At 34.4% G+C, this 21,381-nt stretch carries 19 protein-coding genes and 1 pseudogene; 3 read left to right on the plus strand and 17 right to left on the minus strand.

Annotation, left to right across the window (positions count from 1 at the left end; translation table 11 throughout):
* Positions 1 to 689: 689 nt before the first annotated feature.
* From BCR26_RS17720 to BCR26_RS17775, 12 genes and pseudogenes are all read right to left on the minus strand, one after another.
* Positions 690 to 2,384 (minus strand): oleate hydratase, encoded by a 1,695-nt coding sequence (locus BCR26_RS17720; protein WP_069700286.1) that lies wholly within the window; start codon positions 2,382 to 2,384, stop codon positions 690 to 692.
* A gap of 114 nt (positions 2,385 to 2,498) precedes the next feature.
* On the minus strand, positions 2,499 to 3,068 hold the full coding sequence (locus BCR26_RS17725; protein ID WP_069700315.1) for a TetR/AcrR family transcriptional regulator: 570 nt from the start codon (positions 3,066 to 3,068) through the stop codon (positions 2,499 to 2,501).
* A 382-nt stretch (positions 3,069 to 3,450) separates the two neighbouring features.
* Positions 3,451 to 3,663 (minus strand): annotated as a pseudogene (locus BCR26_RS17730) (protein adenylyltransferase Fic); the annotation flags it as partial.
* A 62-nt stretch (positions 3,664 to 3,725) separates the two neighbouring features.
* Positions 3,726 to 4,736 carry a Holliday junction branch migration DNA helicase RuvB gene (gene ruvB / locus BCR26_RS17735; RefSeq protein WP_069700287.1) on the minus strand — a complete coding sequence of 337 codons (1,011 nt, stop codon included), beginning with the start codon at positions 4,734 to 4,736 and terminating at the stop codon, positions 3,726 to 3,728.
* Positions 4,737 to 4,748: 12 nt separating this feature from the next.
* On the minus strand, positions 4,749 to 5,360 hold the full coding sequence (gene ruvA, locus BCR26_RS17740) for a Holliday junction branch migration protein RuvA (protein ID WP_069700288.1): 612 nt from the start codon (positions 5,358 to 5,360) through the stop codon (positions 4,749 to 4,751).
* 158 nt (positions 5,361 to 5,518) lie between these two features.
* Positions 5,519 to 6,376, minus strand: a complete 858-nt coding sequence (locus tag BCR26_RS17745) for a formylglycine-generating enzyme family protein (RefSeq protein WP_069700289.1) — start codon at positions 6,374 to 6,376, stop codon at positions 5,519 to 5,521.
* Between the two features lie 265 nt (positions 6,377 to 6,641).
* Positions 6,642 to 8,129, minus strand: coding sequence for a sulfatase family protein (locus BCR26_RS17750; RefSeq protein WP_084387200.1), 1,488 nt, complete (start codon positions 8,127 to 8,129; stop codon positions 6,642 to 6,644).
* 11 nt (positions 8,130 to 8,140) lie between these two features.
* Positions 8,141 to 10,066 (minus strand): beta-glucoside-specific PTS transporter subunit IIABC, encoded by a 1,926-nt coding sequence (locus tag BCR26_RS17755; protein ID WP_069700290.1) that lies wholly within the window; start codon positions 10,064 to 10,066, stop codon positions 8,141 to 8,143.
* 101 nt (positions 10,067 to 10,167) lie between these two features.
* Positions 10,168 to 10,992, minus strand: coding sequence for a PRD domain-containing protein (locus BCR26_RS17760; RefSeq protein WP_069700291.1), 825 nt, complete (start codon positions 10,990 to 10,992; stop codon positions 10,168 to 10,170).
* A gap of 270 nt (positions 10,993 to 11,262) precedes the next feature.
* Positions 11,263 to 11,982, minus strand: a complete 720-nt coding sequence (locus BCR26_RS17765) for a GntR family transcriptional regulator (protein ID WP_069700292.1) — start codon at positions 11,980 to 11,982, stop codon at positions 11,263 to 11,265.
* 35 nt (positions 11,983 to 12,017) lie between these two features.
* Complete coding sequence (celB, locus tag BCR26_RS17770; protein WP_084387201.1) at positions 12,018 to 13,319, minus strand: PTS cellobiose transporter subunit IIC; 1,302 nt, start codon at positions 13,317 to 13,319, stop codon at positions 12,018 to 12,020.
* Between the two features lie 22 nt (positions 13,320 to 13,341).
* The gene (locus BCR26_RS17775; protein WP_069700293.1) at positions 13,342 to 14,049 is read right to left on the minus strand and encodes a glucosamine-6-phosphate deaminase; all 708 of its coding nucleotides are present in this window, start codon (positions 14,047 to 14,049) and stop codon (positions 13,342 to 13,344) included.
* Between the two features lie 441 nt (positions 14,050 to 14,490).
* Here BCR26_RS17775 and BCR26_RS17780 point away from each other — a divergent pair, with 441 nt between their 5' ends.
* Both BCR26_RS17780 and BCR26_RS17785 read left to right on the plus strand, forming a co-directional pair.
* The gene (locus BCR26_RS17780; RefSeq protein WP_069700294.1) at positions 14,491 to 14,889 is read left to right on the plus strand and encodes a helix-turn-helix domain-containing protein; all 399 of its coding nucleotides are present in this window, start codon (positions 14,491 to 14,493) and stop codon (positions 14,887 to 14,889) included.
* A 13-nt stretch (positions 14,890 to 14,902) separates the two neighbouring features.
* A complete protein-coding gene (locus BCR26_RS17785) occupies positions 14,903 to 15,229 on the plus strand; it encodes a hypothetical protein (RefSeq protein ID WP_069700295.1) in 327 nt (108 codons plus the stop codon).
* 79 nt (positions 15,230 to 15,308) lie between these two features.
* Here the strand turns inward: BCR26_RS17785 and BCR26_RS17790 are convergent, their stop codons facing one another.
* Positions 15,309 to 16,004 (minus strand): glucosamine-6-phosphate deaminase, encoded by a 696-nt coding sequence (locus BCR26_RS17790; protein ID WP_069700296.1) that lies wholly within the window; start codon positions 16,002 to 16,004, stop codon positions 15,309 to 15,311.
* A 225-nt stretch (positions 16,005 to 16,229) separates the two neighbouring features.
* Between BCR26_RS17790 and BCR26_RS17795 the strand changes: the two genes are divergently transcribed.
* Positions 16,230 to 16,604: a YxeA family protein gene (locus tag BCR26_RS17795; protein ID WP_069700297.1), complete on the plus strand. Its 375-nt coding sequence runs from the start codon at positions 16,230 to 16,232 to the stop codon at positions 16,602 to 16,604.
* Positions 16,605 to 16,912: 308 nt separating this feature from the next.
* Here BCR26_RS17795 and BCR26_RS17800 read toward each other — a convergent pair whose 3' ends face one another.
* From BCR26_RS17800 to BCR26_RS17815, 4 genes are all read right to left on the minus strand, one after another.
* Positions 16,913 to 18,310 (minus strand): lipopolysaccharide biosynthesis protein, encoded by a 1,398-nt coding sequence (locus BCR26_RS17800; RefSeq protein WP_069700298.1) that lies wholly within the window; start codon positions 18,308 to 18,310, stop codon positions 16,913 to 16,915.
* A 254-nt stretch (positions 18,311 to 18,564) separates the two neighbouring features.
* A complete protein-coding gene (locus BCR26_RS17805; protein WP_069700299.1) occupies positions 18,565 to 19,470 on the minus strand; it encodes an LCP family glycopolymer transferase in 906 nt (301 codons plus the stop codon).
* 12 nt (positions 19,471 to 19,482) lie between these two features.
* A complete protein-coding gene (locus BCR26_RS17810; RefSeq protein WP_069700300.1) occupies positions 19,483 to 20,205 on the minus strand; it encodes a tyrosine-protein phosphatase in 723 nt (240 codons plus the stop codon).
* Complete coding sequence (locus BCR26_RS17815; protein ID WP_069700301.1) at positions 20,205 to 21,347, minus strand: polysaccharide pyruvyl transferase family protein; 1,143 nt, start codon at positions 21,345 to 21,347, stop codon at positions 20,205 to 20,207. Before BCR26_RS17815 ends, BCR26_RS17810 begins: the two co-directional genes overlap by 1 nt.
* Positions 21,348 to 21,381 lie beyond the last annotated feature (34 nt).

Below are 21,381 nucleotides of genomic sequence, written 5' to 3' on the forward strand. Positions count from 1 at the left end.
ATATTTTTTCGGTATTTTATAAAAAAAAATTAGTAATATCAAACAGGGATTCATCTCTTGTTTTTTATTAAAACTCATTTATATTTCTTCCTAACCAAAATAGAGATAGAAGGATCAAGAACAATTTCCTGATTAAAAAAACGATAAAACCTCATTTTTTGTATGGGTATTCAATCTTTAGATAATTTTATTTCTTAACATAAAATAACACATTTTTAAACATACATATTGGATATAAATACCGAAATTATGTTATTTATACATTCCAATAAAATTAACGCAATCAATATAAAATGAAAATGGTATATTTAGTTTGTAATTCATATTTTTAACTTTTTTTTTTTATTAAACAAAAAAAGCTATTTAAAGCCCTGAAAGACTCTAAATAACTTCTCAAATGATTTCAATTTTTAACGAATCTGGAAAAATGGAACAAAAATTACGTAAGTTTTTTTCTACCCTCTCGAAACCCAAATAGACGGTGAGGAAGAAGTAGCACTTCGCTTAGATTTCATTGACTTCTAAGTATTACATACAATTAAACTAATTCACTGCAATCATTCTATGGAGTAGCTAATGGAACAGAATAAGGCGTAACTGCAAGCGACATGTTACTCCGTCATCTGAATACTGATAAGGTTCTTCGGAGCTAGACACTTCTATCCCAACTTCTCTTCGCATTTTAAATTTCACCTAAACATTGTTTTCCCAGCTTTTGCTAAAACCTTAGGATCGCGATTATAAGGCGTTACAGGGATGATTTCTTTGTCAATTTCAAACAATGTATACACTGCAATTCTTGCTGCTCTGACCGAATATTCTTCAGTAAATACCATATCTTTTGGTATTTCTACAAATTGACTAACCATGGCAAAATTCGTACTATTTGCAGGAACAACTTGTGGACGATCTGTCATTTTTCTAGGCTGAAATTGTGAATCAATATAAGGCATATAAACAGGAATGACGGTTACAATATCTTTTTTGATTTCTTCCCAATCCTCTTGCCAACCCATTTGGCAAATCCATTCGTAAAGAATTTCTTCCCCAGTGCAATCACGCATTGGTTTTTTCACGTAATCACCGACTTTATCAGTGTAAATTCCGTAGCCCCAGAAAATAGTCGTATCAGCATCTTGGTTTTTAAAATGAGGTTGTGCTGCTACAACAGTGCTCATTAACCAGCTAGAATCCTTTAACGTCATCAAAGCTCCTGAACCAGGGATATTTCCAGAAAACGCTTCAATTCTCTTCAATAATTTATCGCCACGACATGTCACTGTAAAACTTTCCCAATTGGTTTCTTTTTCATTCCCAAAGAATGGTTCTGGGTTTCCTAAGCCTTCTTTTTTCTTAGCAATATTTCGCCATAAGCGAGCGGAGCGTGATTCTTCGGTTACTTCTGGGGCTGGTGTCTTCCAATCTCCTTCAGTAGAACAATCGGTCATCGTTCCATTCGTCATAATAACCACATCTTCTTCAGCCAGTTCAATCATTCCTCCATTGCCTAGCTTCAAAGCTGTGACTGTTATTTCTTCACCTGACGCAAACTCTAAATCAACTACATCTTCATTTAAAGTGAAATCCACTCCATGTTTTTCTAAGAAAGTACGTAATGGTAAAATTAAACTATCATATTGGTTCAATGGTGTTCGTGTAACACCTTCCAAAGTATCAATACGAGAAAATTCTAAAATCATACGATTCATATAACGACGTAATTCAAACAAGCTGCTCCATTTTTGGAAAGCAAAAGTTGTTTGCCACATATACCAGAAATTCGTTTCAAAGAAATGAGGACCGAACCATTCTTCGATTGTGAGGCCATCTAAATTTTCTTCCGCCGTTGACATCAGTTTAGTCATGGCCATGCGATCTTCGTTATCAAATCCCATTGTATGGGCATCTAGAATTTCTTGTGTGTTTGTCACCAAACGTGCTTGCGCATGTGTTGGATGAAGATGGTCAAAGTTTAAAATTTCTTCTGTTACACTATGATTTTCCCATTCCAATGAGGGAATGCTGTCAAAAAGTTCCCAGAAATTTTCATAGGTTTCTTCATTTAACATCCGTCCACCACGAGCGACAAAACCTGTTTCATTAGAACCAATTCCATCATTACTACCACCAAGAATTGACATGCCTTCAATCACATGGATATTTTTCCCATTAAAATTAGCATCTCGGATCAAATATGCAGCAGCTGCCATCGTAGCAATTCCGCCACCGATTAGGTAGACTTGTTTATCCCCATAATAGCGACTGCTAATTTCTTCTTCTACTTCCATTTCCTTAGTTACTTTTTTTTCTTCTTTTACTTTCTTAGTCAGGTAAGCCGCACCTAATGCACCTACAGCAAATAAGCCAATGTTTCTCTTTTTCATGAGAATCCCTCCGATTCATTTTCTGAACTTAGAGTACAACGATTCCCGGTAAAAGTCTTCTGTTAGCACTTTCAAACTGTCGCCTTTTTAGACAGTTTGCTCAATGTGTCACAATTATTCATTCTCTTGCAGATATAAACGATGAGAAAAAAATTCAGTATCCTTTGCTAAACGAAATAGTTGCGTCGCAATCTCTAATGGCGTCTCTTTATAGTTCTCAATAATCCAATTATTTAAAACGCCACTGCAACCATAAGAAAAGAAACGTGCATAGAAGGCTTTATCTTCTGGTAATAATTGTTTTTCTTCATCCATTTGATCGAAAAGATTACTGAATAATTTAATGGTAATTTCAGAAAAAGCACTCATTAAAATATCCGAATCTGAACTAACTGTGTTATAGTAAAAATCACTTTTTTCTTTCATTGCTTTTAACATTTTCAACGCTTGTTCTTCCCAATTGTCTAAATTTAAATCGGTGGAATCCAAATAGACCAAAGAATCCTGCATATACACCCAGCGCAATAAATCGTACTTATCGGTAAAGTGATAATAAAAAGTTTGGCGATTCAAGCCCACTTCTTTCGTAATGTCTTGGACACTAATTTTACTGAATAGTTTTCGATCACATAGATCAATTAATGCCTTCGCAATTGCCTTTTTAGTAATTTGTGATTCGCTCATCATTTTTCCCCACTTCTTGTTGATATGCTAATAATACCAAAAAAAAACGAAAAGAAAAAATCCTTTCGCTGTATTTCTTCAATAGTTAAACAATGTTTAAGTTACTGAATTTACTGATCTTTTTTATCGTTACTTATGATTTCTAAGATTTTTTAAACAATGCCATGCTTTAAGTGCTAAAAAAATGCCATATCCTAAGAACACTAAAGCGATAATCGTTACTATCTTTATATTCCTAGTGTTCCAAATACTAATCCTACTATAATAATAATTTGAAATTTTTTTAAGTCTCTTTCAATGGTGTTAACTTCTTTTCTCCCTAACCTTCTTCTACTTCCCATAGATTGTCTCCTACCTAACTTGTAACGATGCCTGAACATCTTTTAGAAATGTCCACTGTACGAGTTTTCCCAGCAAATTCATAGAGATCATCAAAATGGTAGCGGTGGATTTCTGCTAAACCTTTATAAGTACCTACTTCTAGTTGATAAATATCCCCTGAATCATAAAGCTTTTTTGCATTCGCTTTACTAAGTTTTTCTTCCATTTTTGCCGACTGAACCTGGTTCTTAATTCCTAGTTTGTTGTTCAGCATAGTCTCCCTCTCAACGAATCATTGTGATTCAAAAACAGTTTGTCACTGCACTTATCGTTGTATCATTCCTTATAAAATGAATCATACCCAAAATGTTCATAAGCTAATGACGTAGCAATTCGACCTCTTGGTGTACGCTTTATAAAGCCTTTTTGGATTAAATAAGGTTCGTACATGTCTTCTACCGTTTCTGTTTCTTCACTGATATTGACAGACAACGTGCTTAACCCAACTGGTCCACCACCATATAGCTCAATCATTGTTTTCAGCAATTTTTGATCCACATAATCTAACCCCTGATGATCCACCTGCAATAACGTCAGCGCCTGATCCGCAATCTCTCGATTAATAATCCCATCAGACTGCACTTGCGCAAAATCTCGTACTCTTTTTAGCAAACGATTGGCAATCCGTGGTGTTCCCCGAGAGCGTCTAGCAATTTCAAAAGCCCCCTCTTCAACAATCTCTGTTTGAAAAATATCGGCAGAACGAAGAACAATTTCTCTTAAATCGTCATTATTATAATATTCCATATGTGAGATAATCCCAAAACGATCCCGTAATGGTGCAGAAAGCATCCCTGCTCGTGTCGTTGCGCCAATTAAGGTAAATGGCGGCAAAGGGAAATGGACAGGATGAGCAGTTGTTCCCTGACCCACCATAATATCCACAAAAAAATCTTCCATTGCAGAATACAACATCTCTTCTACTACTCTTGGTAAACGATGAATTTCATCAATAAATAAAACATCGCCTGGTTCTAATTCATTCAAAATGGCCACTAAGTCCCCAGGTCGCTCAATAGCTGGTCCACTTGTTGTCCGGATATTAACCTGCATTTCATTGGCAATCACCATTGCCATTGTTGTTTTCCCTAAGCCCGGTGGTCCATATAAAAGCGTATGATCCAAGGCTTCTTCACGATTGCGGGCGGCTTCAATATAGATGGTCAATTCTTGCTTCACTTTCTCTTGACCAATATATTGTGCCAGAAGTTGTGGTCTTAATGATTTTTCAAGAGACGCTTCACTTTCACTACTTTTAGCTGAAAGTAGTCTTTCTTCTTCTGTCATTTTAAAGCCCCCTTATCGTTTCATCATGAATTTCAATGCGTTGCGTAAATATTCATCGGTTGGTTGGACACCTAATTCTTCCAATTTCGGTGTAATTCGCTTAATTTCTTTATCACTGTAGCCTAATGCACTTAAAGCTTCTTGGGCTTCAGCCAATGATTGATTGCTCGTTGGCACTGGAACATCTTGCGCCATCGCTTTGACTGCAGCTTCCGAAGCTTCTAAATCGCCAAGTTTTCCTTTTAAATCTAGGATCATTTGTTGGGCGGTTTTTTTCCCAACTCCTGGGAATTTTGTAAGGTATGTCGCATCTTCATTTTCAATAGCATTGATTAAACCGCCATGATCTTCTGACGCCATGATAGCCAAGCCACTTTTCGGACCAATCCCTGAAACGCTAATTAACTTTAAAAAAAGCTGCTTTTCTTCTAAATCACTAAATCCATATAGAGAATGAGCATCTTCTCTTACAACTTGATGAAGATAAATTTTACTATCTATATCTGTTTTTCCTGAATAACGGTATGGGTTACTGACTAAAACCTGATAACCGATTCCATTTGTTTCCAACACAATATAATAAGGACTAATAAACGTCACTCGACCAATAATATACTCGTACATTCCTTCACCTTTCCTAATTAACACTTTTTACGTACATATGTTTCTATTTTAGCATAAAACAGGAAAAACCAGTAGTTTTGAAAAAAATAACTGTATAGCAAATTTAGCGTTTTCAGGTGACTGTCGCCCGATATCGTGGTCAGCAATCCATTTATCGATTAAATATCTTTTACACAACGGAATCCCATGTTGTTACTTGCAGACATCCCTGTATTTCCATTTCTAGCGGCTATTCTATAGCGATTGCAATAGGTATGATGACAGAGAAAAGATCCCCCTTTAATTGCATAGTATTGATCATCAACTTGCTGGTGTTGTTTCCAAAAAGTCTTGCCATCCATATTGTTAAAGGTTTCTAGTGAAATCCTACCAGGGTTGACACACCACTCCCAAACATTACCAATCATTTGATAAAGGCCGTAATCATTAGGAAGGTAGTGCTTTGCTGGAGCGGTACCGTCAAAACCATCTGCGTGAATATTGTTATCTGGAAAATCACCTTGCCAAATATTGCAACGATGTTCACCATTAATCAGCAACTCCTTGCCCCATGGATATTGATCAAAATTATTTCCTCCTTTAGCGGCAATTTCCCATTCCGCCTCTGTAGGCAATCTTTTTTCAGCCCAGATACAATAAGCTACTGCATCATTTCTAGAAACTTGCGTAACTGGATGATCCATTCGACCAGTAATCGTAGAATTAGCTCCTTCTGGATGACGCCAATCAGCTTTTTTCACCCCATACCACCATGATAATCCCCCTACTGTTTGCGACTGCTTCTTTGTCACTTCATCTAAAAAATAATGAAAAACAAATGACCAACCTAATCGCTCCGCTTCTGTAACATAACCTGTTGCTTCGACGAATGATAAAAAGTCTTGGTTCGTCACGGTCAAAGAATCTATCAAAAAATCGTTTATCGTTACTTGAATTGCTGGTCCTTCCAAATCTGTTGGTACCCCCACACCGGAATTTGTTCCGATTTGGTAGCTCCCTCCCAAAATTTTTTGCATCATTTCCCCTACTTTCTTTGAGATTTATTTTTTATGTTCACATTTTTTTGATTGTTTTGAACCTTTTTAGATAGAATGAAGAGGATGGGACAAAACTAATAATCAGTTTTGTTTCATCCTCTAAATCCGAATAAACGGTAGTCAAAAGTCTGGGTCTTCGGAAATTTCCCGAAAATCACGCAATCCATAAAGCGTATGGTGTGCTTTTCGGTCTAATTTCTCGCCCCAAAACGACTTCTGTCTCACCCTCTTCTAAATAAATTATTTATCTCTTGTCTCTTTTGTTAGGAACAAAATCAGTTGTTTCCATGTAAAACCTTGTTATTCGTTGTTGCATCTTAACAAGAACTTCTTGATATTCTGGCAGTTCTGCAAGGTTCTTTATTTCCATTGGATCTTGTTCTAAATCATATAATTCATCTTGCTCATAGAGACGCATAGTATATTTGTATTTTCCCATACGGCACATCAATGCTTTCGTATGTTCTGGTCCTTCACTACATTGGGTAGATAATCGTGGCCAATAAGGTGATTCTGGACCATGTCCACTTTCCATCGCTTGGGTCTCCCCATGAATACGACCTCCCTCACAAAAAACAGCATCTTTGTGCTCTTCAGCCCCCGCTACACTTGCTAGTAATGATTTTCCGAACTGAGTATAAGATAAATCAAATCCGCCCAATTCTGCTACTGTTGCTGGAATATCTACTAACTCTACTTGAGCCTTAGAAATTCTGGGTTTAACTGGAACTCCTTTAGCAGGCTTAATTAACAATGGAACATTCGAAATTGGATCCTCAAAACAATTTTGGGCTTTCTCTGTAATTGTATAATCTCCGGTATAATCTCCATGATCACTGAAGACAAGTAGATTTGTCTCATCATACAGTCCTGTTTCTTTCAGTTTTTCCTTAATTAGACCCAACTGGTAATCAAAACGTGAAACCATAGCTAAATAAGTCCCTCTCAACTCATCAAAACGTTCTTCTGTCCACTCATTGAGTTTTTGCTTTTCGTTAATTCCATACAGCATACTTGCTTTATTAGGGATGTCCTTAACATTCGGTCTTCTTTCTGGTAATTTACTTCGATCAATACTGGAGTACCATGGATCTTCACAAGCATATGGTGGATGTGGAAACATCAGTGTACAGTATACAAAAAATGGTTTTCCTTCTTTTTCTTTGCCTTTTCGGTCAATGTACTCCAATGCTTTTTCTACACAATTCCAGTCCGCTTTCCCGTAACCTTCTCTATCGGGAAGTTTTCCCATATAAAATGAATAGTGTGTATCACCACTAAGCATTTTTTTGTATAGTCGTTTTGTATCTTCATTCATATCGATTGAAAGACTCATTCCATCACTAATGACATCTCTCGTATTTTCGTCAGTTTCGCCATCATAGTATTCATCGCAATGCTCTGTTTTAGGCTTGTCCGCAGGAACAAAATCGTTTCTACCAATCCAGATGACCTCATAACCATTCTCTTTCATTTCTTTCAAAATACTTGGCTCTTCTTCGCGTCGCAAATAATGCATGGTTCGATGACCGTTTGTATGAGGATATAAACCTGTTAAAAAACTATTTCTAGACGGTACACAAACTGGATTTTGACAATAGGCATTTTCAAAAGAAACTCCTTCTTCTACGAGAGCATCTAAATTAGGGGTAATGGATGCTGGATTCCCCCTATGAGCCATTGAATCCGAGCGCATTTGGTCAGCAACAAATAAAAATATATTCTTTTTCAAAATAATTCCTCCTAAGCAATAATGGTTAATAATTTATCTGAATAATCCACTATATTTTTTTCTGTTTCAACAACATCTAAATAATTTTTGGTATTAGAAATAATAACAGGCGTCACTAAAGAGTAGCCTGCTTCTTCTAAAGCTTCCTTATCAAAAGTTAAAAGTAATTGCCCTTGATGAACCTCGTCTCCTTGCTTTATTTCAGGATAAAAATACTTACCATTTAAGTTCACCGTATCCAATCCAATATGGATAAGAATTTCAATACCATCTTCTGTTGTAATTCCTAAAGCATGATTCGTTGGGAACAAAGTAGTTACCGTTCCGTTTGCAGGCGCAAAGACAGAACCTTCTTCTGGAGCAATAGCCAACCCTTTTCCAAGCAATCCTAAAGAAAAAGCTTCATCTTTCACTTCATTTAAAGGAAGAATTTGACCTTTAATGGGTGATTGTAACTCATACAATACATTTTTTCCTAACTCTAAATTGAGTCCATCATTTTCTTCGGATTCTATTTCTTTTAATTGTTCTAAATTGTCTTGTTTAGGATCATAAGCAATCGTCAATGATAAAATCAAGCCCAAAATGAATGCCACACTGACTGCAATAACATAACCTATAAATCCTTTATCAATTCCTGTTTCAGGATTAATAAAATTAGGAATAGCAAAGATTCCTGTAGCTCCTACAATATAAGATTTTGATCCGAAAAATCCCATAATACCGCCAGCTACAGCTACTGAGAACAAGGTTGCAAAAAAAGTTTTCTTTCTTGGTAACGTTATCCCATACAAAGCTGGTTCAGTAATACCAAAGAACGCGGATAGAAAAGCGGGAAAAGATAGTTCTTTCAAAGACTTGTTCTTCGTTTTTAAGAATACTCCTAAGACGACGCCAGCTGTTGCTAAAGGAGTTGCAGAACCTGCAATCAAGATTGTATCATACCCTAACGTCATGATATTATTCATCCCAATTGGAATCAGACCCCAGTGCAACCCAAACATAATAAATACTTGCCAAAAACCACCAATCACAATTCCTGCAACAATCGGACTAAAATTATAGACTGATAATAAAACTTGCCCCAGTAATAATCCTGCCCAAGTCGCTAAAGGCCCAATAACTAAATAAGTTAGAGGAACTGTAATTAATAATGTCAAAAAAGGGACAAAGAAACTCTTTACTATGCGAGGAATAACTCTCATCAACAATTTCTCTAGTTTAGCACTAAAATAGACGGCAATAATTATCGGGATTACACTACTAGAATAGGTCATCAGTATCACTGGAATTCCTAAAAAAGTTAAATAGACTGGCGATTGGAAGATCGTCCCTGAAAACAACGTATACAAAGGATCCATATTTGCTACATTCATTGCTACCGCTGGATAGACTAAAGCAGCACCAATTCCCATGCCAATAAACGGCTTTGCTCCAAATTTTTTTGCAGCTGTGTAACCTAAAAAAATCGGAAAGAAATAAAAGAGACCATCTCCTGTTGCTTGTAGAATGATTTGGGTGCCTGAACCAATCTTAATTAAACCGAATGCAACCATTAATGCTGTCAATCCTTTAATCATACCAGAAGCGATTAGAACACCAATAATCGGTGTAAAAATACCCGAAATAATATCAATAAATTGGTTTACAAATCCTTTGGGTTTTTCAATATTTTCAGAAGAATCTACCTTTATTCCAGTATAATCAATAAACTCTTTGTAGACTTCCGGCACATGATTACCGATCACTATTTGATATTGTCCCCCACTTTGAACAACCGTAATGACTCCTTTAATTTTTTTTATTGCTTCTGTATTTGCTTTTGACTCATTCTTTAATTTAAATCGTAATCTTGTAATACAATGCGTCAATCCATTAATATTTTTTTTCCCACCAACATTTTCCAAGATCCCTCTTATCAATTCTTCATACTGCATCCTTTTTCTCCCTCTCATTTTAGACTATAAAAAAGGCAAGACCAAATTAGTCTACTAAAAAAGTAGCTAATTTAAGTCTTGCCTGCTTTACCAGTAACACCTTAATTATTGGTTATTAATTTTTGAACGTGCAACGAAAGATACATTTTTTCATCATCATTGAGCGTTACTTTCAAATATTGCTCAATTAGCAAAACTGTTTCATACGCTGCTGAATAGTTTTCTATAATATGAGCGAGTAATAAATTCGTTTCTTCTTGTTTGTTTGTTCGTGTCAATCGCTTAAAGAAAAAACGTAAATGAGTGATAAAACGATCATAAGCCAGAGAATCTTCATCTATTTCCACTTTATTGTGCATTCTGATAATCGATAAAATATCTTTGATTTTTTTAGCAATACTCAGGGCCTCTTCAGACTGATTAAAACTTGTACCAAGTTGAGCATTAATCAAGTGCATAGCAATATTTCCTGCTTCAAATTGTGAGAATTCAACTCCTGTACGTTCTTTAATCATTTCAATTGCCTTCATTCCGACATCAAATTCTTTTGAGTAAAATTTTTTTATCTCCCAAGAAAGCTGATTGCCAATATTTATTCCTTCTTTATGAAGCTTGATTGAATTATCAATATGATCTGTAAGTGAGACATAAATCGTATCACTCATTTCAATTGAAAGTTTGCTTTTGGCCATTTCAATAATATCGTCCGATAATTTAATATACTCTAATGGGATGTTTTCCAATAATTCTGAAAAGCGTTCTGCTGTGGTGTTTTGCTGCATAACAAATACTTTTTCAAGTTTTTCTACATCAGCAGATTCACCCGCCTTTTTTTTAAATCCAATTCCCGTTCCTAACCAAATGTAATCTTTACCATCCTTTTTAAGCAATACAGCATTATTATTTAATATTTTTTTTATTTTCAACACTGCATCCCCCTTCAAAAAAGGCTATACCTTAATACAACCGTACACCATATTGTGCACAGCTCTATTAAGGTATAGCCTAAATGTCCTATTCAGTAACTACCCCTTCAATTCACAGTAATTATAGCAAAAAAGTTTAAACGTGTAAACGTTTTTTTATTTCTTTATTCATTGAAAAGAAGCAATCATTTTTTTTGCTAGGATTCCCCAAAAATAAAGTTTGGGTTATAAAAAATAGTAACACTTATCGTTCAGAGATTCCCCCTCAATTTAATCGTTAAATGAGCTTCTATTGATAACAAACTCCGTTTTATCATAGGGGCTTTTAGAAATAGAATACTCAAAAGGGGTGCCATTTTCTAAATAAACGATTTGTTCCACTTCTAAAACTGGGTCTTCTTCTTTTAAAGATAGGTATTTTTTTTCCTTATCATTAGGTTTCGCAGCACGAATCACTCGATTCACACCACTTGGATTCAGGTGCAATTGATTTCTAATGTAATCATAGATAGAGCCCTCTAGTGTTGCTTGTGTCATACCTGAAATCAAATCTGCTGGAAACAAGCTATATTCTAGCTTAAAGGGCTCTTTGTCAGCAAAGCGCAGTCGGATGGTATCGTATACTGGTACCTCTTTTTTTATCATTAAATATTCACACTCTGTCTCGGTTGGAAATCTCACTTCAAAAGCTATTACTTTTGTACTGATTGTGCGATCATCATTTAAGCGCTTAGAAGTTCCTTTAACAGAATCGCCTACCATACTGTGATCTGAAATCAACGCATTCTTTTTAACATACATCCCTGACCCTTGTCTGCTGTACACTAATCCTTTTTGAACCAAAATTTTTATCGCTTTTTGAATAGTAACCCTCGTTGTATCATATTCCTGCGCTAATTTCACTTGATCTGGCAAGGGTGCTCCTAGCAAATACTGTCCAGATATTATTTTTTGTTCAATCTCGTCAGCAATATGCTTATATTTAGCCATTTTATCCCCCTAATTTTGTCGAAAATCACTTACACTTAAACGGACGTGATTCCATTTTCTTCATTTAATAATTGTTTATCATACGCTTTAAAAAACGGATAGTAGATCAGAGTTAAAATCAATAAATTAACTATTTGAAGAACCGCACCAGAGATGTTTCCACCTGTTAATAAGAAGCCACCGATTCCTACTGGCATCGTAAATGGCACAACGGTTACAACACGAGCGACGACATTAAAATACATTGCTCCATAGCTAATCATAGTCACGATCACAGGTCCAAAAATGAAAGGAATCATCAAAACAGGATTCATCACAATTGGTAAGCCAAACAGGACTGGTTCATTGACATTGAAGATTGCTGCTCCAATGGATAGCTTCCCAATTTCTTTCAATTGGGTGCTCTTGGCAAAAAAGACCATTAATACAACTAGCCCTAACGTACCACCTGAGCCCCCTATCATAACGAACACGTTAAACCACTCTTTGGTTAAGATATTCGGGATTGCTTGTCCATTTTCAAAAGCTACCCGATTGGCATCCATCATTACATTCAATACTGGTAACATTACACCCCAAACGACCGCTGCACCGTGAATACCGCAGCACCACATGATTTGCATAAATAAAATAATAGCAATAGCTCCCCAGAAACTACCACTTATTTTTGTTAAAGGTTCCGTCAATAAGGTAGCAATGACATTATGGATATTATCAAAAGCCGTTTGTTCCAAGCCAATTTTTACCGCTAATAAGATTATAACGATTATCCCTGCTGGAATCAATGCTGCAAAACTTTTCGAGACAGCATCTGGTACACTTTCTGGCATTTTTATGACAATATTTTTCTTAGTGATTATTCGATACATTTCTACCGAGAAGAGGGAGATTAGAATTGCTACAAACAGTCCTTGACTCCCAGTATACTTTGTCGATAATGCAATTAAGGTTGTATCTCCTACGACATGAACTAGTGGCGTTACTAGAACGAAGCTGATAAAAGAAAGACTGACTGAGATAATCGTGTTCAAATTGTAAGACTTTGCTAAGTTATAAGAGATTCCTAACAACGAAATAATCGCAATCATATCAAAAGTTGCCGTGACAGGATAGGTTAGCCACTGCTTGAAAACCATCCCTTGAGGATCTGTTTGCATATAATTCATATAACTAGCAATCGGTAAGTTCGCAATAATTAGAAAGATGGAACCGACAATTAGGAATGGAATGGACAGCATCATCCCATCTTTAATCGCTGCTAAATGCCTTTGAGAGGCAACTTTACTACCAAATGCCAACACTTTTTCTTCCATGAAAGTCATTATTTTATTTTTCATTTTTTTCACTCCTTATTAAACTTTAGAATAGCGATGCCGCGTCTTCATCAACAACAATTGTAATATCAGGATGAGTTCTTAAAATTGAACCTGGTACGTCTTCCTTAATCTCACCAAATAAAGCCTGTTTGCAAATTTCCGCTTTTGCTTTTCCACTGACCATCAACAATAATTTTTTTGAAGCTAAAATGGCTGATGGACCCATTGTGATTAAGGCTTCAGGAATCTCTTTTTCCTCAGCAAAAACCCCCTTGTAAAGTTCGTACAGTTTCCCTTGTAGTGGGATTTCCACCGTTTTTTGTGAAAATTTGGCATATCCCGGAAAATTACAACAAAAATGACCATCTTCCCCCAGTCCTAAAATAACCAAATCCAACCCACCAAATTCAGCTAATTCTTGATCCCTAGTCATAAAATTGCTTTGATCTAAGGGATGTATATTTTTTTCTTGAATATTTGCTGGTGTTAAGAACATTTGGCGCAAATTGGTGATGATCCGTCCTTCTTTTTTTGAAACTCTAAAAGGGGTCTCATCAAAATTGTAGTAGTGTACATGGTTAAAATAGGACTTATTCTTAATTCTCTCAACAATAATTTTGTATAACCCTACTGGTGTCGTTCCTGTAGTAGGAGCTATGTTAACCCTTTCATTTCGATGCATTACTCCCAAAACTATCTCTGAACTTACCCGACTCATTTCTTCAAAGTCCTTAACAACAATCAACTTCATCTTTTTTCCTCCTCTGTATTCAACTAAATAGTATCACACAAAACATAATTTGCATATGCTGATTTCAAAATAGGATATTCTATTTAAGGTGTTTAGTTTAGCTCCTACCATTTAAATCAAAAAATAGTCACTGTAAATCACATAGAGTCCACCCCTAATATTCTAATTTTAGGAGATCACTCCTATTAACTGGATAAGAAGAATCATGAACATCCTTCACAGCCGTTCCATTTCATCACACGGCTGAATCAGACACCATAAATAGCGTGACACCAACAAATTTTTCATTTATCCTTTTACTAAACAGTATTCTATGGAAACTAAGTGCAATACTAGTACGTAAAAGCTTTTTGACGTTGATAGTAAAACCTTTTTGATTGTGTGGGGAAAGAAATTTGCTTTAATAAATATAGGTTCTAATAGAAAATAGAGGTGTAAAAGATGGAAGTTGGCCAACGATTAAAAGAGCGAAGAAATGAGTTGCATCTGACACAAGATTTTGTTGCAGAAAAATTAGGAATTACTCGTCAAACAATCTCAAATTGGGAAAACGGGCGTAGCTATCCAGACATTGAACGAATCATTCGTTTGTCTGAGCTTTACAACTTGTCATTGGACGAATTATTGAAAGGAGATCAGGAAATGGTTCATCATTTAAAGGCAAACACGACAGTTAATCGATTTTTAAAATTGTTTGCTCTATTGCTACTAATTAATGTTTTTTTGATGGTACTGGTTTTAACGAAGCAAAACCTCAGTCAGCTTATTGCTTATCTTATTTTTTCACTAATCAGCATCAACACACTTTCAATCTTTTACCTCATTATAAAGAAAATATAGGGAGTGACTTTTTATGAACCCATTCATTATCCAACTTATTTGTGGTAGTACTATCGTCATTTGCAGTTTCTTTTTAGTTTATTATACTTATCAATTAGTCTTGCTGGACGCTACGAATCGAGGGATTTCCCATCCAAAATTCTGGTCAGCTATTGCAAGCTCTAGTCAAAATGGTAGTGGTTTCATTCTCTATTTATTTAAACGTCGAAATTCCTCTAGTTTGCTAAGTAATAGTACTAAACAGAAATTTCTAACACTCAAAAGAAAAATATATTGCTTTATGGCAATTGATTTGGTTGCTTTTTTAGCATTTGCAGCTGTCTTATTTTTTGAAGTTTAACTCATTTTCGACAAAAAAAAGCGTAGGTCTAAAATAAACCTACGTTTCTTTTCTCATTCTTTACTTAGTTGCAAAGCAATTACAGCGATAACTCACTGGCTGCTTCTTCATCTAAAATAACTGTTAAATTCGGGTGTAATTGTAAAATAGAAGCTGGAACTTCTTCTGTAATGGGACCCGTTAAAGCAGTTTTTACCATTTTCGCTTTCGCAGAACCATTGACAATCAAAATTAGATGTTTAACACGCATCACACTAACAGGACCCATTGTGACAAATTCTTTAATGTCTCCCATGCCAGGCTCAAACCATGATTCTTCTCCTGTAATCTCAATTCGATACGTTAAATTACTGAAATTCACCGTGTTAGGCATGTTGCCACAGAAGTGCCCGTCGCCGCCTAAACCAATCAACATCACATCTAATCCACCAACTTCTGCAAGAGCTCGGTCTTGTTCAGTATAATTTTCCACCGTCAACGGATGAATATTTTCTTCATTAATGTTGGCTGGATTCAAATACAATTTTCTCAAATCGCTAATGGTAATCCCTTCTGCTTGTCCAGAAACAGGAATTTCGTCAAAATTGTAATAATGTACATTATCGTAATTAGGACTATCTTTAACGACTTCTACAAGCTTATCATAAACCAAAACAGGTGTTTTTCCTCCTGTAATGGACATGTTTACTCGACGATCATTTGACATATAGCCTAATAAAATATTTTTTGTCAATTCACTCATTGCTTCGTAATTTTTTCCAACTAATATTTTCAAAAATACTCACTCCATTCTTTTTATCTTTTTCAGCATACACTATGGGAACATTCCCATGTCAAGCGTTTTCTTTTCTCTACTTGTTCTTTACACTCGATTTCCCTCAAGACTTAAGCGCTATACACATAACAAAAATGTAAGAAAAAATAGTCCTTAGGGCGGATAAAAATCAGAAGTAATTCCTTTAAAATTTACTTACTAATAAAGTTAGGAGGTTACTTAGTGATGTCTTTTATCAAAAAAAGTTTAATTGGCATTTTTTTAATAGGCGTTGGGTTGTTTGGTCTAACCATTTTTACCAAAGATTCTTCAGGGGAAATGGCTGCTGTTTTGGATCAACTAAACCCTTTAGTCAAAGAAAGTTATATTTACGTAAAAACAGAACAACCCATACATGTAAATGAATATGGTACTTCGGATTATAAACAGCTGGCTTCTGAAGAGAACGGTCAGACTCGTACAATCCGTTTCAAGGGACTCAGTGAATTAAAAGTAGATCATTACTTAAAAATAACAAATAAAGGCGCTCATGTTATCACCTATGAAGAAGTCCCTAAAGAAGAAGTTCCAGCTAAAGCTTTAGAACAATTAACTAGCTAGCCAACTGTTAATACAGAGCAAATAGCATCCTTGTTCAATCGTTCAAAAAATTGTTTGGCTTTAGCGTTCAATTTTTTTATTATACAGGAGTCAACAAGGAGAACAAATTTATCTTCGTATATTCATCCTGAACTGTTTGTAATAAAACAGATCTTCTTTTATAACTGGTATAAGATATTACTAATAGGAACAAAGTAATATCTTATTTACACTATAATTGACAATATGTCTGACTCAAAGTAGGTAAACTTGCACTTATAAACCTTATAACCTAAGGCACTCAAATAGATAGTATTTCTTCAATTATTTTATGTAACGTTTTTATAAAATGGGTTTACTTTCAACAAAGAAGTCAGAATAAAATATACAGGAATTCCTATCATTACTTGCACTATCGTTGTAATGTATGTAGCTTGCAGATACTTTGTACTCAAAACAACAATAACAAGCATTAATATCCCTGATAATATCTTCTTTTTTATTTCAATATCTATGCTTTCTTCCTTCTTTAAATGCCTCATTCTCGAATAAAAAATATAAAAATGTCCAATAAAATTACTAGCTACCGCCCCGTAAATGCCAATTATCGGCACTAAAATAAGTCCCGATATAGTGAGTAGACCTGCCCCAATTAGCATAGATGTATTATATACCGCTATCCGTCCTTTCGGAATCAAATATTGATGAGAAATACTACCATAAATAGGTTGAAAAATAACGGTTGGTGCTACTAAGGGTACAACATACTTCATCTGAGAAAATTCATCTCCAAAAAACCACGGAATCATCTTATTATTTATTGCAATAATTCCAAACATTATCGCTATTGTTAAAAAAAATTGAATATCTAAATTCCTTTTTAATACTGCTATCATCTCCTCATTCCTTTTCTGCTTACTTAAAGTACTCATATGAGGTAGCATAACAACATTAAGAGCATTAATAATGCTTCCAGACATTAAAACCAAAACTAACGAATTAGAGAAAATTCCTACTATGGTTGAAGAAGTAAACAGACCTAGAATAGTCTTATTTAGATTAGTAAAAATAGTTAGACTTATTTTTACTAGAAAAAACGCTAGCGATGGTTTAAAATGAACCCAAATGTTTTTGAATTCTATTTTTTGGAAAGAAATTTTTTTTACTAAAAAAGGCCATAGTAAAAGTTGTGATGCAAGTAAGCTTAATGTTTGTATCCAAAAATAGATTGATACATCACTTGCCTTATGAACAAATAATATGATCCCTAACAATGAAATAACTTTAATCAAAATATTAATTATCGAAATTTTCTTAAAATCTTCTATTCCCGCAAAAAACCATGATATGTCAAATGTCGTACTTAGCACAGCAAAAGCTTGAACAAAAAAGAGATATTTTTCGGTTGTAAAACTCGCAACCATTAGGTACAGTGTTAATGAACCTAGTGAAAAAAACAAGTTAAATAATTGCAACTCCCAAAATTTCTGTGATAGCTTTATGTTATTTTCCTTTACAATAGTAATTTCCTTTACGCCATAATTCGCTAGTCCTAAACCACCAAATAAAATGAAATAATTGGCTATTGAATTAATATAGTTCCAAGTACCTAACCCTGAAGGACCTAACGCTTCAGAAACTATTGGAATGGAAACGATGGGGAGTAGCATTAGAGATAGTTGGTATAGCGCCTGATAAGCAAAATTTCTTTTAGTCTTTGTATTCATAAATATTCCCTTACATTAATTAGTTAAGATAATTTTCAACTCATTATTATTCCTCTCACTCTAGACAAATAGCGAAAATACATTTGAAAAAAACTTAAAAACTCTCTCACTACTTTCAATAATTAAACAAATCTGGTGTTTATAAATTTCCCTACAAAGTAAAATTCAATACCAACAAGCTATAATATTACTCCCTTACTTCAAAACACGCTAAGCAGTTTTTCTCTCTGTAGAATATTGATTCATTATTAATTTTAATTATTTTTTAACATTTCGGACAGCTTAGCAATTTCATTTTGTTCTGGAACTTGGATGACCTTTCCATCAACTTCCTCATTCTTTGTTTGCACTTGTATCTGCTTGACATTATTTGCTGCAATTTTATAATTAACTTGTATATCATATAATTCATTAAAAGATAAGTTAGTTTTCATGTGTTTAGAAACTACTTCCAAAATATCTTTATATTTCGCCAAAGTTTTAAACGAAAGACCTTTATCTAAAATCCCCGTAATTACTTCACGTTCCCTTTTGGCTCTTCCTATTTCTTTATGAGGATCTTGGGCAAGCATTTTAATATATTTCATAGTGTCTTCCCCATTAAGTTGTTGTTTTCCTATCGGAAAGTGAGTCCCTTGATAAGTAAATTCAATGTGATTATTAATTTCAATGCCTCCTATTATGTCAACAACTTGTTCAACTCCTGCCATATCAATTTCAATATAATAATCTATCGGGCAGTCTAAAAAATCTTGAATGGTATTAATTTCTAAAGCCGTTCCTCCTTTAGAATAAAAACTAGCAATATTTTCATTCTCGCCGTCCTGAGTTTTAATATTTAAATAGCTAGGAATGCTCAATTCAATTGTCTGCTTCTTTTCTGGACTTACACTCAACAAATTAATTGAATCTGCATATTTATGTTCATTATTGCTCAATTCATTTAGACCTATTCCAAGAATTAATAGATTAAACGATTCTTTCTGACTAACATCTGGTGATAGAGCTCGAACTTTTTTCGAATCAACTTCTTTATACGTTTTCTCGACACTCTCTTTTATTTCTTGATAAAGTGAATATACAAAACCTCCTGTTATTAAAAGCAGCACACATAACACTGAAACTAGAATTGTTTTTTTCTTTTCTATAAAAATTTTCAAGTGATCTCCTCCTTATCTATTTACCCTATCACCAGCAACAACTGCTTGCGCATTGTGTTCAAATCGAAGCTTTTTGTCCAAACCAAACTCATCTTTTATACCCGTATATACTTCACCTAAACAAAAATTGTTTTTTTTCTCATTATGAGCATCTGTTGCAATTATATGAACTAATCCCTCGGCAACAAATTGACGGCTTATTTTTTTGATTTTCTTTCCTCTTATCCCTAAATAGCTATGAGCCGTAAGTTGTCCTAAAGCACCTTCATTAATAAATTGAATTAATCTATTTGGATTATTTATAAAAACTTGATTTCTCTCTGGATGTGCTATTATGGGAATAATTCCTCTCTCTTTTAGTTTCACAAATAAATATTCTGAGTAGGTAGGAATAAACATCGGTGGAAACTCTAATAACAAATAGTTTGAACTTTTCCCAATAAACGTAATCTTTCCTTGATCAATCTCAGATAAGATATCGCCATTTATCCGAACTTCTTGACCTGGAATCAGTTCCAACGGAATGTTGTTTTTATCTAGCATTGCTTGCAAAGTAAACACTCCAGCTTCCACTTTTCTTTTCTCATTATCATACATTCCATTTTTGTGATGAGGAGTCACTACTGTCTTTGTAATACCATTCTCTACAGCAGTTTTCGCCATTATCAAGGCTTTATCAATTGTTCTCGCTCCATCATCAAACATAGGTAACATATGGCAGTGGATGTCAATCATTATTCCACCCCCTCCTTTTTTTGAATACGTTCTAACATATTTTTTGTAGCTAAATCCATTTCTTTGTTTATTTCCCTAATTTTAGCAAAGTATTTATTTTTCAACTTTTCTTCCATATCTAAAAAATTATTTAATTTTTTTGAAAAATCATTGCTTTCATTGTAATCAATTGAGAATTCATCCATTTGCAGGTATTCATAACAAGCTTTTCCTTTTTCTTCATAAGAAATATTAAAAGCAGGAGTCCCTGATAACCAACCTAAAATACACATGTGGAGACGTGTTCCTATAATAAAATCAAAACCTTCCAGTCTCCTTCGCAAACTATTTAATGTATATTGTCTATCATCAACTGTAACATATTGCTTCATCATATTTGGTAATGAATCAACAATTTTTTTTGCACTAATGGTATCGTCAACATACCTTGGAATACCTTGACAAGTAGATAAAAAGGTAACAGAGTAGCCTTTTTCTATGCATATTTTTATAACTTTTTTTACTAGATTATGATAAGTAACTTCATCTCTTTTGTCGAATTGCCATTTTCTAACTGAAATTGCTATTCTATTAGTAACTTTTTTATTATGATAATCTGTCATCCCAAGCATTAAAGCCGCATCATAGGTTTGGAAGAGATTAGAATAGGTGCTTACACTTCTTACTCTGTTATATGAAATTGAGTCTCTAACAAAAAATTCTGAAAAAATAGGTAGATATTTTACGAGTAATTTTTCGTCATTTTTTGATAAAGGACCAACTGACTGCGAAAACATGATTATTGGTTTATTTAACAGTTTTTTATATAGATTTAATATAAGCATCTTATTCTCAAATCCATAATAGCTATTAATATATCCTCCTGGTGCGGATATTATCAAATCTTGGTTTTTTAACTTTTTTCTAAATAAAACAGATAAATAATAATAAATCTGTTTAAAAACTGGCATGTTGTTCACCCATCTATAGGAAAGAATAGATGGTATCCATTTTTTTTCTGGGTACATTTTTTTTACTACTTTATATTCTGAACAACTATACATAACAGAATGTCCCAGAGATTCCAATTTTTCACCTAACGCAAATATCAGCGCGGCATCTCCGTTATTTAAAGGAACGGCATTTTCTATTAATATGTTCATTCTTTACTGTCCTCTACTCTCTACCAGATTAAAT

This window comes from Enterococcus rivorum, assembly GCF_001742285.1.
In the GTDB taxonomy this organism is placed as follows: Bacteria; Bacillota; Bacilli; order Lactobacillales; family Enterococcaceae; genus Enterococcus_L; species Enterococcus_L rivorum.

Excerpts from the sequence above, each read along its gene's own strand:
- BCR26_RS17725 (WP_069700315.1), bottom strand. The coding sequence starts at position 3,068 with ATGAGCGAATCACAAATTACTAAAAAGGCAATTGCGAAGGCATTAATT.
- BCR26_RS17810 (WP_069700300.1), bottom strand. The coding sequence starts at position 20,205 with ATGATTGACATCCACTGCCATATGTTACCTATGTTTGATGATGGAGCG.
- BCR26_RS17720 (WP_069700286.1), bottom strand. The coding sequence starts at position 2,384 with ATGAAAAAGAGAAACATTGGCTTATTTGCTGTAGGTGCATTAGGTGCG.
- BCR26_RS17785 (WP_069700295.1), top strand. The coding sequence starts at position 14,903 with ATGAACCCATTCATTATCCAACTTATTTGTGGTAGTACTATCGTCATT.
- BCR26_RS17800 (WP_069700298.1), bottom strand. The coding sequence starts at position 18,310 with ATGAATACAAAGACTAAAAGAAATTTTGCTTATCAGGCGCTATACCAA.
- BCR26_RS17775 (WP_069700293.1), bottom strand. The coding sequence starts at position 14,049 with ATGAAGTTGATTGTTGTTAAGGACTTTGAAGAAATGAGTCGGGTAAGT.
- BCR26_RS17765 (WP_069700292.1), bottom strand. The coding sequence starts at position 11,982 with ATGGCTAAATATAAGCATATTGCTGACGAGATTGAACAAAAAATAATA.
- BCR26_RS17780 (WP_069700294.1), top strand. The coding sequence starts at position 14,491 with ATGGAAGTTGGCCAACGATTAAAAGAGCGAAGAAATGAGTTGCATCTG.
- BCR26_RS17745 (WP_069700289.1), bottom strand. The coding sequence starts at position 6,376 with ATGCAAAAAATTTTGGGAGGGAGCTACCAAATCGGAACAAATTCCGGT.
- celB (WP_084387201.1), bottom strand. The coding sequence starts at position 13,319 with ATGAAAAATAAAATAATGACTTTCATGGAAGAAAAAGTGTTGGCATTT.
- BCR26_RS17815 (WP_069700301.1), bottom strand. The coding sequence starts at position 21,347 with ATGAACATATTAATAGAAAATGCCGTTCCTTTAAATAACGGAGATGCC.
- ruvA (WP_069700288.1), bottom strand. The coding sequence starts at position 5,360 with ATGTACGAGTATATTATTGGTCGAGTGACGTTTATTAGTCCTTATTAT.
- BCR26_RS17755 (WP_069700290.1), bottom strand. The coding sequence starts at position 10,066 with ATGCAGTATGAAGAATTGATAAGAGGGATCTTGGAAAATGTTGGTGGG.
- ruvB (WP_069700287.1), bottom strand. The coding sequence starts at position 4,736 with ATGACAGAAGAAGAAAGACTACTTTCAGCTAAAAGTAGTGAAAGTGAA.
- BCR26_RS17795 (WP_069700297.1), top strand. The coding sequence starts at position 16,230 with ATGTCTTTTATCAAAAAAAGTTTAATTGGCATTTTTTTAATAGGCGTT.